Origin of the sequence: Limnohabitans sp. INBF002, assembly GCF_027924905.1 — a bacterium.
In the GTDB taxonomy this organism is placed as follows: Bacteria; Pseudomonadota; Gammaproteobacteria; order Burkholderiales; family Burkholderiaceae_C; genus Limnohabitans.
This window is the reverse complement of the sequence record NZ_AP027055.1, coordinates 1901779-1917360: the sequence shown is the minus strand read 5'-3', so window position 1 is coordinate 1917360 and position 15582 is coordinate 1901779. Positions and strand designations below refer to the sequence as shown.

Here is a 15582-nt window from a genome sequence, read left to right as displayed (position 1 = left end):
AACTAGCGTTTAGAAGGAACACATCATGAGCGCAGTACTCGATTCCCACGGCCACGGTCACGATGACCACCACGGCGCGCCACACGGCTGGCGCCGTTGGGTGTATGCCACCAACCACAAAGACATTGGTACCTTGTACCTGTTGTTTGCCTTCACCATGCTGATGATTGGCGGCGTTTTGGCGCTGTTGATTCGCGCTGAGCTGTTCCAGCCAGGCTTGCAGTTGGTCAATCCCGAGTTGTTCAACCAACTCACCACCATGCATGGACTGATCATGGTGTTTGGCGCCATCATGCCGGCCTTCGTGGGTTTTGCGAACTGGATGATCCCGTTGCAAATCGGCGCCTCTGACATGGCCTTTGCCCGCATGAACAACTTCAGCTTCTGGCTGATGATTCCTGCGGCTGCCATGTTGGCAGGTTCGTTCTTCATGCCTGGCGGCGCCCCCGCTGCTGGTTGGACCTTGTACGCACCGTTGACCCTGCAAATGGGCCCCTCCATGGATGCTGGTATTTTTGCCATGCACATCTTGGGTGCTTCATCCATCATGGGTTCGATCAACATCATCGTGACCATCCTCAACATGCGCGCCCCTGGCATGACCTTGATGAAGATGCCGATGTTTGTCTGGACTTGGTTGATCACCGCTTACTTGTTGATCGCTGTGATGCCTGTGTTGGCTGGCGCGATCACCATGACGCTGACAGACCGCCACTTTGGCACGACCTTCTTTAACCCTGCTGGTGGTGGTGACCCCATCATGTACCAGCACATCTTCTGGTTCTTCGGTCACCCTGAGGTGTACATCATGATCTTGCCGGCCTTCGGCATCATCAGCCACATCGTGCCCGCATTTGCTCGCAAGAAATTGTTTGGTTACGCCTCCATGGTGTACGCCACATCGTCCATTGCGATTTTGTCGTTCATCGTGTGGGCGCATCACATGTATGCCACAGGCATGCCTGTGACCGGCCAGTTGTTCTTCATGTACGCCACGATGTTGATCTCTGTGCCCACAGGCGTGAAGGTGTTCAACTGGATTGCCACCATGTGGCGCGGCTCCATGACGTTTGAAACGCCTATGCTGTTTGCAGTGGGTTTCATCTTTGTGTTCACCATGGGTGGTTTCACGGGCCTCATCTTGTCGATGGCGCCGATTGACACGCAGGTGCAAGACACCTACTACGTGGTGGCGCATTTCCACTATGTGTTGGTGGCGGGCTCGTTGTTTGCCATGTTTGCGGGCTTCTACTACTGGTGCCCCAAGTGGACCGGCGTGATGTACAACGAAACACGCGGTCAAATTCACTTTTGGTGGACCTTGATTTCGTTCAACGTCACCTTCTTCCCGATGCACTTCTTGGGTTTGGCCGGTATGCCGCGTCGCTACGCCGACTACCCCATGCAGTTTGCGGACTTCAATGCGTTGGCATCTATCGGTGCGTTCTTCTTCGGCTTTGCTCAGGTGTACTTCTTCTTGTTCGTGGTGTTGCCAGCGATGCGCGGCCACGGCGAAAAAGCGGTTGCCAAGCCTTGGGAAGCTGCTGAAGGTTTGGAGTGGGAAGTGCCTTCGCCTGCACCCTTCCACACCTTTGAGAACCCACCCAAGTTGGACGCCACTGCAACGCGCGTGATTGGTTAAGCATGACGCCCGACCAACGTAAAAACAACCTTCGCCTAGGCCTGATTTTGGCCTCGGTGGCGGTGGTGTTCTTCGTGGGCTTCTTTGCCAAGATCATGCTTTTGAATCGCTGAGATCATGGCTGCACCACGTCATAACCTGCTGATGTTCAAAAAGCTCGTCGTCGTGGCGGCTGGCATGTTTGCGTTCGGTTATGCCTTGGTGCCCATGTACAAAGCAATTTGTGAATTCACAGGCATCAACATCTTGGCGCTGGGTGAGCGTGAAATCCCAGGTTCTGGCAACGCACGTGCAAAAGCCAAAAACACGCAAGTGGACGCGAGCCGCACCATCACGGTGGAGTTCGATGCCAATGCGCGTGGTCCTTGGAAGTTCAAGCCTGCGCAAAGCTCCATGCAAGTGCATCCGGGCGAGATGATGACGGTGATGTACGAGTTTGAAAACGTGCAAGACCGTGTCATGTCAGCCCAAGCCATTCCCAGCTATGCGCCACGCCAAGCGGCGGCGCATTTCAACAAGTTGGAATGTTTCTGTTTTAACCAATACACCTTGGCGCCAGGCGAGAAAAAGCAATGGCCCGTGGTGTTTGTGATTGACCCTAAGTTGGCCAAAGACGTGACCACCATTACTTTGTCGTACACCTTCTTTGAAGTGGGATCCAAAACACCAGCAGCACCGACGGCTGCGCTGGGTGTGTCCTACAAAACAGGGGTGGGCGTATGAGTAACAAGGTGTCGCTCATGCGTTCGGTCAAGGCGGTGGCATGGTCATTTTTGGGAATTCGCAAAAGCAGCGAGTTTCAAGAAGATATCGACAAGATCACACCCTTGCATGTGCTGGGTGTGGGCTTGGTGGCAGGTTTGTTGTTTGTGATCGGTTTGATCGTTGTGGTCAATCTGGTCGTCGCGAAATAAAGAAGGAGTGGATATGAGTAGCACCTCACACGGCTCAACGCCTTACTACTACGTACCTCATGCGTCACGCCATCCGGCGATGGCTGCGTTGGGATTGTTCTTCGTGATTCTTGGCGCAGGCCAGTGGGTCAATGGGGTGGAGTGGGGCAAGTACAGCTTGTTCTTTGGCCTCGTGTTTTGGTTGGGCGTGCTTTACCAATGGTTTGGCGATGCCATCGCCGAGAGCGAAGGTGGCCAATATGGTCACAAGATTGACCTGTCCTACCGCTGGAGCATGAGCTGGTTCATCTTCTCTGAGGTGATGTTCTTTGGCGCGTTCTTCTCTGCTCTGTGGTGGGCGCGTGTGCACTCAGTGCCGATGTTGGGTAATTTGGACAATGCTTTGTTGTGGCCTGATTTCAAAGCCGTGTGGCCCACAGCCGCGGCAGGCATGACAGCTTCACCTGCTGGCATCATCGAGCCCTTCCAAACCATGACGCCGTTTTGGTTGCCCACCATCAACACCGCGTTGTTGTTGACCTCGGGCGTGACCTTGACGATCGCGCATCATGCGTTGATTGAAAACAAGCGCGACACCACGATCAAGTTCATGTGGCTCACGGTGCTGTTGGGCGTGGTGTTCTTGTTTGTGCAAGGCTATGAATATGCCCACGCCTACAGCGACATGAACCTCAAGCTCACCTCGGGTGTGTATGGCTCTACGTTTTACATGCTCACAGGCTTCCACGGTTTCCACGTGTTCTTGGGCATGTTGATGCTGCTGGTGATTACCTTGCGCTTGCAAAAAGGCCATTTCACAGCTGACAAGCACTTCGGTTTCGAAGGCGCAGCTTGGTACTGGCACTTTGTGGACGTGGTGTGGTTGGGCTTGTACATCTTGGTGTACTGGATGTAACTGCCTGCTTGAATGCAACAAAGGCCGCATGTGCGGCCTTTGTTTTTGGTGATGTAGTTTTACTGCCCAGGTGCAATGCCTGTGGGCTGTATGTAGCCCAGATGCCACCCTATCAAAATACAAATAAACAAGACAATCGAAATACCCACCCGAAGCCCCAAAGCTTTCACCATGTGGCCCGACTGTGTTTTGCCGCTGCGCCCATTGCGCATCATGAAGACCAGGGCAGAACCCAAGCTGGCGAGAATGGCTAAGAAGGCAAGTGCAACAATGAATTTCATGCGCATCATTATCTCCATCCCACGCACCCGTGCTTTTGCATGGGTGACACTGGCCATGCTGGTGGGGGTGGCTTTGACAGTGCGTTTAGGGTTATGGCAGCTGTCGCGTGCGGCTGAAAAAGAAGCCCGTCATGCCGCCATCGTGGCGCAGATGACCTCGCCTGTGCGCGATACAGCCGCTTTGTTGGCGCAACCTGCACAGTTTGAACAGTTGCATCAGCGTGTTGCGCTACAAGGGGAATGGTTGCCAGAGCACACCGTGTATTTGGATAACCGACCCATGAACGGGCGGGCTGGATTTTGGGTGCTAACACCGCTGCAGTTGAACGCCTCGACGCGTGTGTTGGTGCAGCGCGGTTGGGTGCCTCGTCACCAGTTGGACAGAACCCTGCTGCCCGCGATTCAAACCCCTTCAGGTGTGGTGCAAGTGTATGGGCGCATTGCGCCACCGCCTTCGAATTTGATGGCCTTGAGTAGCGAGCCAGAAGTGACAACACAGGCATCAGTGCCTTCGAAGATTCGGCAAAATCTGAACCTAGAAGCCTATGCCGCTCAAACAGGTGGGGCATTCGCCGCTGTTGTGTTGCAAACCGATTCAGCCTCTGAAGGTTTGCTGCGTGACTGGCCAGAAATTGTGGCAGGGGTCGAAAAAAACTTGGCTTATGCTTTTCAGTGGTTTGCGCTCGCCGCGCTGCAGCTGATGCTCTACATTTGGTTCCAATTCATTCAACCTTATCGCCATGCAAGACGCTCCTCGCTCTAAATCTCAGCACCCCTTGGGCATGACGGTGTATGACTTGCCTTCGCCCTCAGATGCGCTGCATACAGAGGCCAAGCGCACGGCCATGGGCCGCTTGCGCATGATCTTGGTGCTGCTTATCTGTGCAGCTCCCGTGGTGGCGTCGTACTTCACGTATTACGTGGTGCGTCCCGAAGGTCGTCGCAACTTTGGCGATTTGATTGAGCCTGTGCGCGCCTTGCCCGATGTGAAAGCCCAAGCATTGAATGGCGATGTGTTGCAACTGCCCTCGCTCAAAGGCCAATGGCTCTTGATCAGCGTGAGTGGCGGCGATTGCCAAGCCGATTGCCAACAACAGCTGTACCTGCAGCGTCAAATCTTGGCGGGCCTCGGCAAAGACCGTGCACGCACCGATTGGGTGTGGCTGGTCTCTGACAGCGCAGACATTCCTAGCAGCATCATGCCCGGCCTGAAAGAAGCCACGGTGTTGCGCGTGAATCCCGATGCCTTGGCGCAATGGCTACAGCCCGCCGAAGGACAAGCTTTACAAGACCATTTGTATTTGGTCGATCCGCATGGTCAATGGATGATGCGTTTCCCTGCCAAGCTCAGTCCTGAAGCGGCTTTGAAAACCAAGCGTGACATTGAACGTTTGTTGCGTGCCGCCGCTTCGTGGGATGAGGCTGGCCGTTAAGGCCTCGTAGCGTTCAAACCTCATACACATGACTGAAAGCCTGTACAACCTCACGCCGGTGTTACACCTGCTCATCATGGGCGCTTTGGTGGCCATGGTGCCGCTGTGTTGGGTGTGGTTGCGCAACCCGCAGGCCTCAACGGCGCGCCGTGTGCAGGCGCTGACGGTGATCACCTTGTTCATCACGTTTGATTTGGTACTGTTCGGCGCGTTCACGCGGTTGACTGATTCAGGTTTGGGTTGCCCAGACTGGCCAGGCTGCTACGGCCACGCCAGCCCTGTGGGTGCCCAGTCTGCCATTGCCTTAGAGCAGAGCCAAATGCCACATGGCCCCGTGACACACACCAAAGCATGGATTGAAATGATTCATCGCTACATGGCCATGGCGGTGGGTGGGCTGATATTGACCTTGACGGCATTTTCGTGGGTGCGCCGTAGGCGTGGCGATGCAACCTCTGGTGTGCTGTGGCCCACGTTCACATTGGTCTGGGTCTGTGTGCAAGGTGCGTTTGGTGCTTTGACGGTCACCATGAAATTGTTTCCGCTCATCGTCACCTTGCACTTGATGGGCGGTCTGGTGTTGCTCGCATTGCTCACGATGCAGGTGCAACGTCAGCTTTTAGGCAGTGCGCGTAGTCAGTCCATTTTGTTGCGCCCTGGTTTGTTTGGCGCCACGCTGCTGGGCTTGTTGCTGTTGACGGTGCAGGTGCTGTTGGGCGGTTGGGTCAGCACCAACTACGCGGTGCTGGCATGCAACACGTTTCCAATGTGCCAAAACAGTTGGTGGCCGCTGATGAACTTTGAACAAGGCTTTACTTTGTGGCGACACTTAGGCTTAGATGCGTCGGGTCAGCCCTTGGTGTTTGAGTCGCTGACAGCCATTCACTATGCGCATCGTTTGGCTGCTTATGTGGTGCTGGTTTATCTGGCTGGCTTGGCCTTTTCTTTGCACCGGGTGCCGGCTTTGAAGATGGCTGCGCATGTGTTGCTCTCTTGCTTGTTGCTGCAGCTGCTCACCGGTTTGTCGAACGTCGTGTTCGATTGGCCTTTGGCGGCTGCTGTGTTGCACACCGGTGGCGCTGCGGCGCTGGTGGTGGTGTTGATGTGGATCTTGACCGGTGCGCGTGCCTCGCGCAGCACGGTGTTGAATTGATTGTGAAGAGACCCTGTTTATGAGCCTCGCTTCCCCTTTCATGTCTCGCTTGCGCCAGTTCAATGCGCTGACCAAACCGCGCGTGATTCAACTCATTGTGTTTTGTGCCCTGATCGGCATGGTCTTGGCCGTGCCCGGTGTGCCGTCTTGGCCTGAGGTGCAGTTGGCACTGCTGGCGTGTTTGGGCATTTGGTTTGTGGCCGGCGCCGCCGCCGCCTTTAATTGCTTGGTGGAGAAGGGCATTGATTCACGCATGAAGCGCACCGCTTGGCGGCCGACGGCCAAAGGTGAGTTAAGCGACCGTGAGACCTTGCTGTTTTCCACGCTCATGTGCGCTGTGGGTTCGTTCATTTTGTATGTGTGGGTGAACCCGCTCACCATGTGGCTGACCTTCGCCACCTTTGTGGGCTATGCGGTGGTTTACACCGTCATCTTGAAGCCACTCACCCCACAAAACATTGTGATTGGTGGTGCATCAGGGGCCATGCCACCGGTGTTGGGCTGGGCCGCCATGGCGGGTGAGGTGAGCCCCGAGGCTTTGATTTTGTTTCTCATCATTTTCTTGTGGACGCCGCCGCATTTTTGGGCGTTGGCCTTGTACCGCGTGGAAGACTACCGCAAGTCTGGCTTGCCCATGCTGCCTGTGACACACGGCAATGAATTCACGCGTTTGCAAATTCTGCTCTACACCTTTGTGTTGTTTGCGGCTTGCTTGATGCCTTTCATCTATCGCATGAGCGGCTGGTTCTATTTGGTGAGCGCAGTGATTTTGAGTCTAGGATTTTGCGGCTACGGCTGGGCCTTGTGGCGCAATTACTCGGATGAGCTGGCACGCAAGACCTTTCGCTTTTCTTTGATTCACCTCAGCCTGTTGTTTGCAGCGCTTTTGATTGACCATTACCTCTGATGTTTTCACACACACGCCGATATTTGTTGTCTGCCTTGGCCGTGTTCGCCTTGGTGGCGTGCAGCCCCGATAAGCCAAAGTTCAACGCCATCGACATCACGGGTGCCGACTACGCCAAGGGCTTCACCCTGACCGACCACAACAGCCAAAGCCGCAGCCTCTCTGATTTCAAAGGCAAAGTGGTGGTGCTGTTTTTTGGCTACACGCAATGCCCTGATGTGTGTCCTACCTCGATGGTGGAGCTAGCTGAAGTGAAGCGCTTGATGGGTGCCGATGGTGACAAGCTACAAGGCGTGTTTGTGACGGTGGACCCCGCACGTGACACAGCAGAATTGCTCAAGGCCTACATGGCCAACTTCGATCCCACATTTGTAGCGTTCATTCCCACACCTGAGCAATTGGCAGTGGTTGCCAAGGACTACAAGATTTATTACAAAAAGGTGGATGGCAAAACGCCCACCAGCTACACCATGGACCACTCTGCCGGTAGCTATGTGTACGACACCCAAGGCAACTTGCGTCTCTACAGCCGCTATGGTGTGGGCCCGCAGGTGTTGGCGCAGGACATTCAGACTTTGCTGAAAACAACGCCTTGACGCTGTTGGCTTGAGCTAAACAAAAAGGGCCGCCATGTTTTGCATGGCGGCCCTTTGCGTTGGTTGGTTTGCTTTACGCGTATTCAGCCAGCGCCGCTTTCATTTTCTTCATGGCAGCGACTTCGATTTGGCGGATGCGCTCAGCGCTCACGCCGTATTCAGCGGCCAAGTCGTGCAGCGTCATGCCGCCCGAGCCGTTGTCTTGCACTTTGAGCCAGCGCTCTTCCACGATGCGGCGGCTGCGCTCGTCGAGCACGTTCAGTGCTGCGGCAATGCCGTCAGACGCCAGTACATCGCGCTGGTGCGCGGCCATCATGGCGGTGGGCTCGTGGTTGGTGTCAGTCAAATAAGCGATGGGGCCAAAGGCTTCGTCGCTGTCTTCGTTGGGTGTGGGGTCAAGCAGCACGTCGCCGCCGGACATGCGCATTTCCATCTCCAGCACTTCTTCGGGTTTGACGTTGAGTTTGGTCGCGACCGCGTTCACCTCTTGTGGGTTGAGGGTGTTGCGGTGTGTGGCATCGGCTGCGTCAGCCTTGAAGCCTTGTTTCATGGAGCGCAGGTTGAAAAACAGTTTGCGCTGGGCTTTGGTGGTGGCCACTTTGACCATGCGCCAGTTTTTCAAGATGTATTCGTGAATCTCGGCCTTGATCCAGTGCATGGCGTAGCTCACCAAACGCACGCCTTGGTCAGGGTCAAAGCGTTTGACGGCTTTCATCAAGCCGATGTTGCCTTCTTGAATCAGGTCGGCGTGTGGCAGACCGTAGCCCAAGTATTGGCGCGACACCGAGACCACCAAACGCAGGTGCGAGAGCACCAGCTTTCCAGCGGCTTCGATGTCGTTGTTGTCTTTGAGTTGACGCGCAAACTCCTGCTCTTGCTCTAGCGTGAGCATAGGCAAACGGTTGGCAGCGGTGATGTAGGCATCCAAGTTGCCCAGCGACGGAACCAAGCCCCAAGGGTTGGTCATAGCGAGTGGCTGATGGGTGATTGCAGTCATGGAATTAGTCCTTTCGGATAACTAAAACGTATATTAGCACTCCTGCATTAAGAGTGCTAAACCCTGCTAAGTTTATGGGTTAACCCTTGGTAAAGGTTCGCTTTGAGTACTGTGTTTTTTAACATATACTGAAAATAATCACAGTATTTAAGGAGCCCTTTATGCCCCCCATGACCTTGGAGCGAATTACCATGCAGTGCTGCAAGAGCTGCGCGCATGTGCTGAATTCCGACTCATCCGAAACTCAGCTGCGTTGTGGTTTGGGCTACTACATTCAGCCGCCGCTCACGCGCAAGCAGGGCCGCATGGACAGTTACCCCGTGGTGGAGGCGCATGAACGTTGTGGCCGCTGGCGCGATAGCCTGAAGGGCGTTTTAAAGCCCTGAATAGCTTAGCCCAAGAGGGCGTCGGCAAACTCTTGGGCGTTGAAGGTTTCCAGGTCTTCCACGGCTTCGCCCACGCCGATGAAATACACCGGCACGGCCGAGCCACCCGCTGCCACACGGCCTTGGCCCCAAAGCGCAATGGCGGCCAGCACGCCACCTTTGGCGGTGCCGTCGAGTTTGGTGACGATGAGGCCGGTCAAACCCAGCGTTTCGTCAAACGCCTTCACTTGCGCGAGGGCGTTTTGGCCGGTGTTGCCGTCAATCACCAGCAACACTTCGTGTGGTCCAGTTGCTTCGGCCTTTTGCACCACACGTTTGATTTTTTTCAGCTCTTCCATTAGGTGCAGCTGCGTGGGCAGGCGGCCTGCGGTGTCGACCAGCACCACGTCTTTGCCGCGTGCGCGGCCTGCGGTGACGGCATCAAAGCTCACAGAAGCCGGGTCGCCGCCTTCTTGGCTGACGATCTCCACCGTGTTGCGTGTGGCCCAAACGGCGAGTTGTTCACGTGCCGCGGCGCGGAAGGTGTCGGCTGCAGCCAGCAGCACCGAGGCACCGCTGTCGCTCAAATGGCGGGTGAGTTTGCCAATCGAGGTGGTTTTGCCTGCGCCATTGACGCCAGCCACCATGATGATGGTGGGCTTGTGCGCGCCGATGGTGAGGGGCTTTTCTAAAGGCTTGAGTAGCTGGGCAATTGAAGCGGCCAAGAGCGCCTTGACGGCGGAGGGCTCGGTGGTGCTGGTGTCTTTGACGCGTTTCTTCAAATCGGCCAGCAAATACTCGGTGGCTTGCACGCCTGCATCGGCCATGAGCAGGGCAGTTTCGAGTTCTTCATAGAGCGCGTCATCAATCTTGGTGCCCGTGAACACGGTGCTGATGGTTTGGCCGGTGCGGCGCAGGCCTTGGCCTAAGCGGGCCATCCAGCTCGCGCGGGGACGCTCGGCTGGCATCTGTTGTGGTGTGACTTCAGATGGGACGGCGCTAGCCGAGGTGTTCGCAGGTGTGGCTGTGCTGTTGCCCGTTGCTTCGGTAGCAGGCTGGCCAGTGATTTTTTTCTTGAAGAAGCTAAACATGTGTGGGGGTTTCTAGAATCAGTCCATTCTATGAAAACCCGCACACCACAATCTTTCAATGCCACCCCCGCCAAACCCGTCGTTGAAAAACGGCACAAAGGTGCAGGCGAGGTGCGCATCATCGGCGGCGAATGGCGCCGCACCAAACTGCCCGTGGCCCTGAAGCCCGGCCTGCGCCCCACGCCCGACCGCGTGCGCGAGACCTTGTTCAACTGGCTGGGCCAGTCGCTGCTGGGCTGGCGCTGTGTGGACCCATTTGCGGGCACAGGTGCTTTGGGCCTTGAAGCCGCTTCACGCGGTGCTGCCCATGTGCAGGTGTGTGAGCTTGACCCCGCCTTGGTGGCGCAGCTCAGCACCCAAGTGAACCGCCTCAAGGCGACCAACGTACATGTGCTTCGCACCGATGGCGTGGCTTGCTTGAAGCAGCTCAGCGCAGCGAGCGTGGATTTGATCTTCATCGACCCGCCGTTTGATGGCGGGTTGTTTGAGCCCGCTTTGCAAGCTGCCGCCAAAGCGGTGAAGGCCGATGGCTATGTGTACCTCGAAGCCCCTGTGGCGTGGACGGATGAGCAGCTTGAGCCCATGGGCTTGTCATTGCACCGCCACCTCAAGGCGGGGGCGGTGCATGCCCACCTGCTGCGCCGGATTGCATAATCAGTTTTGATTTTTAGAAATACGTAGGAGCGTCCCATGTCCAAGCAAGTTGTGGCCATTTATCCCGGCACCTTTGACCCCATCAGCTTGGGCCATGAAGACATCGTGTTGCGTGCGGCGGCCATGTTTGACAAAGTCATCTTGGCAGTGGCCACGGCGCACCACAAGAAAACTCTGTTTACCTTGGATGAGCGCATGGACATGGCACGTGAGGCCATGGCCGCGCATCCCCAAGTGGAAGTGGTGCCCTTCACCGGCTTGGCCCGCGATTTTGTGCGCAGCCACAACGCCACCGTGATGGTGCGCGGCGTGCGCACCGTGACCGACTTTGACTATGAGTTTCAACTCGCGGGCATGAACCGTGAGCTGATGCCCGAGGTGGAAACCGTGTTCCTCACGCCCAGCGCCAAATACCAATTCATCTCCAGCACCTTTGTGCGCGAAATCTCTTTGCTGGGTGCGGGTGACGATGGCCAGAACTTGGTGTCGGCGGGTGTTTACAAGCGCTTGTTGGCCAAGCGTGCGGCGAAGTGACTGATTTTTTGCTCATTCGCCACGGCGAAACCGCATGGAACCGAGAGCTGCGGTTTCAAGGCCAGCTGGATGTACCACTCAATGACATGGGCTTTGCGCAAGCCCAGCGCTTGAAAACCCGAATGTCGCAAGCCTTTGCCGAATGGCAAGCGCAGGGCCGTGTGCCCACCCGACTGATCAGCAGCGATTTGTTGCGCGCCCAACAAACCGCACAACCCGTGGCCGAGGTGTTGGGGCACACCTGCATCTTGAACACGGGCCTGCGAGAGCAGTGCTACGGCGTGTTTGAAGGCATGCGCAGCCCCGATATCCAAGCGCAACACCCCGAGGCATGGCAGCGCTGGCTGGCCTTTGATGCCGATGTGGCGGTGGAAGGCGCGGAGACCACGCGAGCATTCCATGACCGCGTGATTGCCGCGTTGCAAGAGCTGGCGCAGCAATACGCCGGTGAGCATGTGGTGGTGGTCACACATGGCGGCGTCCTCGACATGGTCTGGCGTCATGCGCAAGCTTTGTCGCTGAGTGGGCCTCGTGTGTGTGACATTCCCAATGCAGGCCTCAACCAAGTGGCTTGGCGCGATGGTGGGCTGCACATTCAAGGGTGGGCGGATGCCACGCATTTGGCCGATTTGCCTGAGCAACCGGTGTACAGCCAAAAGCGCTTGCTAGACGCGCGTGGTCAAACGCATGACCAAGCGCTTGAAACACACGCCAACGGTGTGGCCTAAACACCGCGCCATATGGCGGCACTAGGCAAGCTGGGATAATTAAGTTCTTGTTTTAGCCCACTGACGGATTTTTTTATGGCCTTGATGATCACCGACGAATGCATCAACTGCGATGTGTGTGAGCCCGAGTGCCCAAATGAAGCCATCTTCTTAGGGCCCGAAATTTACGAAATCAACCCCGACAAATGCACCGAGTGCGTGGGCCATTTCGACGAACCTCAGTGTGTGCAGGTGTGTCCCGTGGCGTGTATCCCTGTGAACCCCGAGCGGGTGGAGGGGCGCGATGCGTTGCTGGCCAAGTTTCGACTGTTGCAGCAGACCGCGCAGTAATTGAAGTAATTAGCCACCCAGCCAGCCCTCTGCTGTCATTGGCTTTAAGGATTTTTGACAGGCACCGCTTTGGCGGTGCTTTTCTTTTTGGGTGCTGCGTTGGGGTCTACAGCTGTGAAGTAAGGGCTTGCAGGTTTGCGTGCGTGTTTGCCTTGGCGCTTGCCGTTAGCCGCTAAAGACTCGTTATGTGTGGCGATAGGCGGTGGTGTATGGGGTGCGCTGATTCGCACGGGTGCTGTTTGGGCTGCTTGGCGTTCAGCTTGCAGCCTTTGCCTTTCGAGGGCTTGTGCATCGCGCAAGTCACTGGTCGCTGTGATGCTTTTATCTTGCCCCGTAGCGTGTAGCACTGAAGAGGGTTTGACTTCTGTCGCGACAGTGTTGCCACATTGGCTTGAGGTGCTGTAGGCCTCGCCGCAGCGGTACACCGTGTCTGCATGCGTGGGCATGATGATGCACCATGCGCTCAGAGTGAAGGTGAGGCTGATGAAGAGGCGCGTGTTGAGCGTGGGTGCATCGTCAGCACGTCTGCCGTGCAGCGGCAATATCTGCAAACTAGCTGGCGTCAGCTCCTTTGGTTGGCGTTGTTTCAGCATGGATAGCCCCTGTTTTCTCAGTGCCAGGCAGCGTGGCCGGCCGAGGTGGTTTGGGCCGGGGCGGCTTGGCGGTGTGAATCATTTGCGTGGCTTTCACCATGTCGCCCGCAAGCAAATGCGGCAAGGCCAAGCTGGTGCGTGTGATGCAGTCTTCAATCGCAGTGCGTTGGTCGGGGGCTGGTTTTTTCAGTACCCAATTCGCAACCTCTGATTTCACACCAGGGTGGCCAATCCCAATGCGCAGTCGCCAGTATTGGTCTGTGCCAAGTTGTGCATGGATGTCGCGCAAACCATTGTGGCCCGCATGGCTGCCACCGAGTTTGAGTTTGGCTTCGCCAGGCGTGATGTCCAACTCGTCGTGCACCACCAAAATTTCTTGCGGTTGAATTTTGAAGAAGCGCGCCAACGCCCCCACCGATTTGCCCGAGAGGTTCATGAAGGTTTGGGGCTCTAGCAGCCACACGTTCTCGCCTTTGACCGAGGTGCGAGCCAACAAGCCGTGGTACGCACGGTCGGGTTGCAGCGTGACCTTTAGGTCGCGTGCCACGGTGTCTATCCACCAAAAGCCAGCGTTGTGACGCGTGGCTTCGTATTCAGTGCCGGGGTTGCCCAGGCCAACGAGGAGCTTGATCATGTGAGGATTATTCCAAAAGCAAAACGGCCCACCGAAGTGGGCCGTTCAAAGCGATCTCTAAACGAGATTACTTCTTCTTTTTGTTGTCGCCAGCAGCAGCGGCGGCTTCTTGAGGTGTAGGTGCCTCAGCTTTTGTTGCCACCACAGCAACCAACACAGGGTTGGAGCTGCCAGGCGCCACAACGGTCACGCCTGCGGGCAGGGTGATGTCTTTGGCGTGCAAAGAGTGACCTTTGGTCAAGTTGCTCAAGTCCACAGCGATGAACTCTGGCAAATCTTTTGGCATGCAAGAGATTTCCAGTTCAGTGGCGATGTGGTTGATCAAGCATTGGTCAACTTTCACAGCTGGAGAGTTTTCTTCGCCAGAGTAGTGCAAAGGCACTTTTTTCTTCATCTTGGTGTTGGCATCGATGCGTTGGAAATCGATGTGCAAGACGAGTTGCTTGAAGGGGTGGTATTGCACGTCGCGCAACAACACTTCGGTTGTTTTGCCGGCGTGTTCCATCTGCAAGACAGAAGCGTGGAAAGCTTCTTTCTTCAAGGCGTGCCACAAAGCGTTGTGATCGAGTTCGATCAATGTGGGTTCAGCGGTGCCACCATAGACGATGCCAGGTGTACGGCCAGTGATACGCAGACGGCGGCTCGCACCCGTTCCCTGCTTAGCGCGCTCAAAAGCGACAAATTTCATAATTAACTCCAGTAAGAACCCACCGCGACCAGTGTGGCTCCAGTTTCAAAAATAGGCTGCACAACACAAGGAAGGCAGCCCGAGGTGATGTTCGACGACGAAAGCGTCAGCTGTTTAGAACAGCTGGTCTTGGTCGGAGAACAAACTCATGACCGACTCGCCGCTGGCAATGCGTTGGATCGTTTCGGCGATCAACGGAGCCACGGTGAGTTGGCGAATTTTTTTGCAGGCGCGGCCAGCTTCGCTCAAAGGAATGGTGTTGGTCACCACCACTTCGTCGAGGGCATCGCCTTTGGCAATGCGTTCAATCGCAGGGCCAGAGAAGATGGGGTGTGTGCAATAGGCGTAAACCTTTTTGGCACCACGTGTTTTCAACACTTCAGCGGCTTTCACCAAAGTGCCTGCTGTGTCGATCATGTCGTCCATGATCACGCAGTTGCGGCCTTCGATGTCACCAATGACGTTCATTACTTCAGACACGTTGGCTTTGGGGCGACGCTTGTCGATGATGGCCAAATCGCAACCGAGTTGCTTGGCCAAAGCGCGGGCACGCACCACGCCACCTACATCGGGTGACACCACGATCAGGTCTTCGTAGTTTTTCGTACGCAAGTCGCCCAACAAAACTGGGGAGGCGTAGATGTTGTCGACTGGGATGTCGAAGAAACCTTGAATTTGGTCAGCGTGCAAGTCCATCGTCAACACACGGGCTACGCCAGCGGTTTGCAGCAAATCGGCCACCAGTTTGGCCGAGATCGGCACGCGGCTTGAGCGTGGGCGACGGTCTTGACGGGCGTAGCCGAAGTAGGGGATGACTGCGCTGATGCGCTCCGCTGAGGCACGCTTCAAAGCGTCGACCATGATCAGCAACTCCATCACGCTTTCGTTGGTGGGTGCGCAAGTGCTTTGCACCACGAACACATCGCGGGCACGGACGTTTTGGTTGATTTCGACGGTGACTTCGCCGTCAGAGAAGCGACCCACATGGGCTGCACCAACTTCGATACCGAGGTGGGTTGCAATTTCGGCGGCCAAAGTGGGATTGGCATTGCCGGTAAAGACCATGAAGTCGGGGGTGTGGTTCGACATGATGACGTATGACTTTCGCTTCAAGACCAATGACGCAAAAAGCCGTCACTTGCAAACC

The 15582-nt window shown here is 56.0% G+C and carries 22 protein-coding genes; 15 read left to right on the top strand and 7 right to left on the bottom strand.

The annotated features are described in order from the left end of the window. Window positions 1-25 precede the first annotated feature (25 nt). From ctaD to QMG15_RS09505, 5 genes are read left to right on the top strand one after another with little or no spacing between them, the layout of a single operon-like run. A complete protein-coding gene (gene ctaD, locus QMG15_RS09525) occupies window positions 26-1642 on the top strand; it encodes a cytochrome c oxidase subunit I (protein ID WP_281788405.1) in 1617 nt (538 codons plus the stop codon). 2 nt (window positions 1643-1644) lie between these two features. Next, entirely contained in the window at window positions 1645-1755 is a 111-nt protein-coding gene (locus QMG15_RS09520) for a cytochrome oxidase small assembly protein (RefSeq protein WP_281788404.1), read from the top strand. Between the two features lie 4 nt (window positions 1756-1759). After that, the gene (locus QMG15_RS09515; protein WP_281788403.1) at window positions 1760-2365 is read left to right on the top strand and encodes a cytochrome c oxidase assembly protein; all 606 of its coding nucleotides are present in this window, start codon (window positions 1760-1762) and stop codon (window positions 2363-2365) included. Continuing rightward, complete coding sequence (locus QMG15_RS09510) at window positions 2362-2556, top strand: DUF2970 domain-containing protein (RefSeq protein WP_281788402.1); 195 nt, start codon at window positions 2362-2364, stop codon at window positions 2554-2556. The genes QMG15_RS09515 and QMG15_RS09510 overlap by 4 nt, the downstream gene beginning before the upstream one ends. Window positions 2557-2569: 13 nt before the next feature. Next, window positions 2570-3451, top strand: a complete 882-nt coding sequence (locus QMG15_RS09505) for a cytochrome c oxidase subunit 3 (protein ID WP_281788401.1) — start codon at window positions 2570-2572, stop codon at window positions 3449-3451. Between the two features lie 59 nt (window positions 3452-3510). Here QMG15_RS09505 and QMG15_RS09500 read toward each other — a convergent pair whose 3' ends face one another. Further along, a complete protein-coding gene (locus QMG15_RS09500) occupies window positions 3511-3732 on the bottom strand; it encodes a twin transmembrane helix small protein (protein WP_108358448.1) in 222 nt (73 codons plus the stop codon). Between QMG15_RS09500 and QMG15_RS09495 the strand changes: the two genes are divergently transcribed. From QMG15_RS09495 to QMG15_RS09475, 5 genes are read left to right on the top strand one after another with little or no spacing between them, the layout of a single operon-like run. Further along, the gene (locus QMG15_RS09495) at window positions 3731-4495 is read left to right on the top strand and encodes an SURF1 family protein (RefSeq protein WP_281788400.1); all 765 of its coding nucleotides are present in this window, start codon (window positions 3731-3733) and stop codon (window positions 4493-4495) included. The genes QMG15_RS09500 and QMG15_RS09495 overlap by 2 nt on opposite strands. Then, window positions 4473-5165 carry a hypothetical protein gene (locus QMG15_RS09490; protein WP_281788399.1) on the top strand — a complete coding sequence of 231 codons (693 nt, stop codon included), beginning with the start codon at window positions 4473-4475 and terminating at the stop codon, window positions 5163-5165. The genes QMG15_RS09495 and QMG15_RS09490 overlap by 23 nt, the downstream gene beginning before the upstream one ends. A gap of 28 nt (window positions 5166-5193) precedes the next feature. Then, window positions 5194-6318: a COX15/CtaA family protein gene (locus QMG15_RS09485; RefSeq protein WP_281788398.1), complete on the top strand. Its 1125-nt coding sequence runs from the start codon at window positions 5194-5196 to the stop codon at window positions 6316-6318. A 19-nt stretch (window positions 6319-6337) separates the two neighbouring features. Next, window positions 6338-7225, top strand: coding sequence for a heme o synthase (gene cyoE, locus QMG15_RS09480; protein ID WP_281788397.1), 888 nt, complete (start codon window positions 6338-6340; stop codon window positions 7223-7225). After that, entirely contained in the window at window positions 7225-7821 is a 597-nt protein-coding gene (locus QMG15_RS09475) for an SCO family protein (RefSeq protein ID WP_281788396.1), read from the top strand. The genes cyoE and QMG15_RS09475 overlap by 1 nt, the downstream gene beginning before the upstream one ends. A gap of 73 nt (window positions 7822-7894) precedes the next feature. Here QMG15_RS09475 and rpoH read toward each other — a convergent pair whose 3' ends face one another. Beyond that, window positions 7895-8818: an RNA polymerase sigma factor RpoH gene (gene rpoH / locus QMG15_RS09470; RefSeq protein ID WP_281788395.1), complete on the bottom strand. Its 924-nt coding sequence runs from the start codon at window positions 8816-8818 to the stop codon at window positions 7895-7897. Between the two features lie 161 nt (window positions 8819-8979). Here rpoH and QMG15_RS09465 point away from each other — a divergent pair, with 161 nt between their 5' ends. After that, complete coding sequence (locus QMG15_RS09465) at window positions 8980-9204, top strand: hypothetical protein (protein WP_281788394.1); 225 nt, start codon at window positions 8980-8982, stop codon at window positions 9202-9204. 5 nt (window positions 9205-9209) lie between these two features. Here QMG15_RS09465 and ftsY read toward each other — a convergent pair whose 3' ends face one another. Then, window positions 9210-10274, bottom strand: a complete 1065-nt coding sequence (ftsY, locus tag QMG15_RS09460) for a signal recognition particle-docking protein FtsY (protein ID WP_281788393.1) — start codon at window positions 10272-10274, stop codon at window positions 9210-9212. A gap of 30 nt (window positions 10275-10304) precedes the next feature. Between ftsY and rsmD the strand changes: the two genes are divergently transcribed. The 4 genes from rsmD (at window position 10305) to QMG15_RS09440 (ending at window position 12520) form a co-directional block, all read left to right on the top strand. After that, window positions 10305-10928, top strand: a complete 624-nt coding sequence (rsmD, locus tag QMG15_RS09455) for a 16S rRNA (guanine(966)-N(2))-methyltransferase RsmD (RefSeq protein WP_281788392.1) — start codon at window positions 10305-10307, stop codon at window positions 10926-10928. A 36-nt stretch (window positions 10929-10964) separates the two neighbouring features. After that, window positions 10965-11462, top strand: a complete 498-nt coding sequence (coaD, locus tag QMG15_RS09450; RefSeq protein WP_281788391.1) for a pantetheine-phosphate adenylyltransferase — start codon at window positions 10965-10967, stop codon at window positions 11460-11462. Beyond that, window positions 11459-12190 carry a histidine phosphatase family protein gene (locus QMG15_RS09445; protein ID WP_281788390.1) on the top strand — a complete coding sequence of 244 codons (732 nt, stop codon included), beginning with the start codon at window positions 11459-11461 and terminating at the stop codon, window positions 12188-12190. The genes coaD and QMG15_RS09445 overlap by 4 nt, the downstream gene beginning before the upstream one ends. 75 nt (window positions 12191-12265) lie before the next feature. Then, window positions 12266-12520, top strand: coding sequence for a YfhL family 4Fe-4S dicluster ferredoxin (locus QMG15_RS09440; protein ID WP_281788389.1), 255 nt, complete (start codon window positions 12266-12268; stop codon window positions 12518-12520). Between the two features lie 44 nt (window positions 12521-12564). On the opposite strand, the gene QMG15_RS09435 is transcribed toward QMG15_RS09440, so the two are convergent. From QMG15_RS09435 to QMG15_RS09420, 4 genes are all read right to left on the bottom strand, one after another. Next, on the bottom strand, window positions 12565-13113 hold the full coding sequence (locus tag QMG15_RS09435) for a hypothetical protein (protein ID WP_281788388.1): 549 nt from the start codon (window positions 13111-13113) through the stop codon (window positions 12565-12567). Beyond that, a complete protein-coding gene (pth, locus tag QMG15_RS09430; protein WP_281788387.1) occupies window positions 13073-13747 on the bottom strand; it encodes an aminoacyl-tRNA hydrolase in 675 nt (224 codons plus the stop codon). The genes QMG15_RS09435 and pth overlap by 41 nt, the downstream gene beginning before the upstream one ends. Before the next feature lie 67 nt (window positions 13748-13814). Next, the gene (locus QMG15_RS09425; RefSeq protein WP_108357949.1) at window positions 13815-14435 is read right to left on the bottom strand and encodes a 50S ribosomal protein L25/general stress protein Ctc; all 621 of its coding nucleotides are present in this window, start codon (window positions 14433-14435) and stop codon (window positions 13815-13817) included. 114 nt (window positions 14436-14549) lie between these two features. Beyond that, window positions 14550-15527 (bottom strand): ribose-phosphate pyrophosphokinase, encoded by a 978-nt coding sequence (locus QMG15_RS09420; protein WP_108283498.1) that lies wholly within the window; start codon window positions 15525-15527, stop codon window positions 14550-14552. Window positions 15528-15582 lie beyond the last annotated feature (55 nt).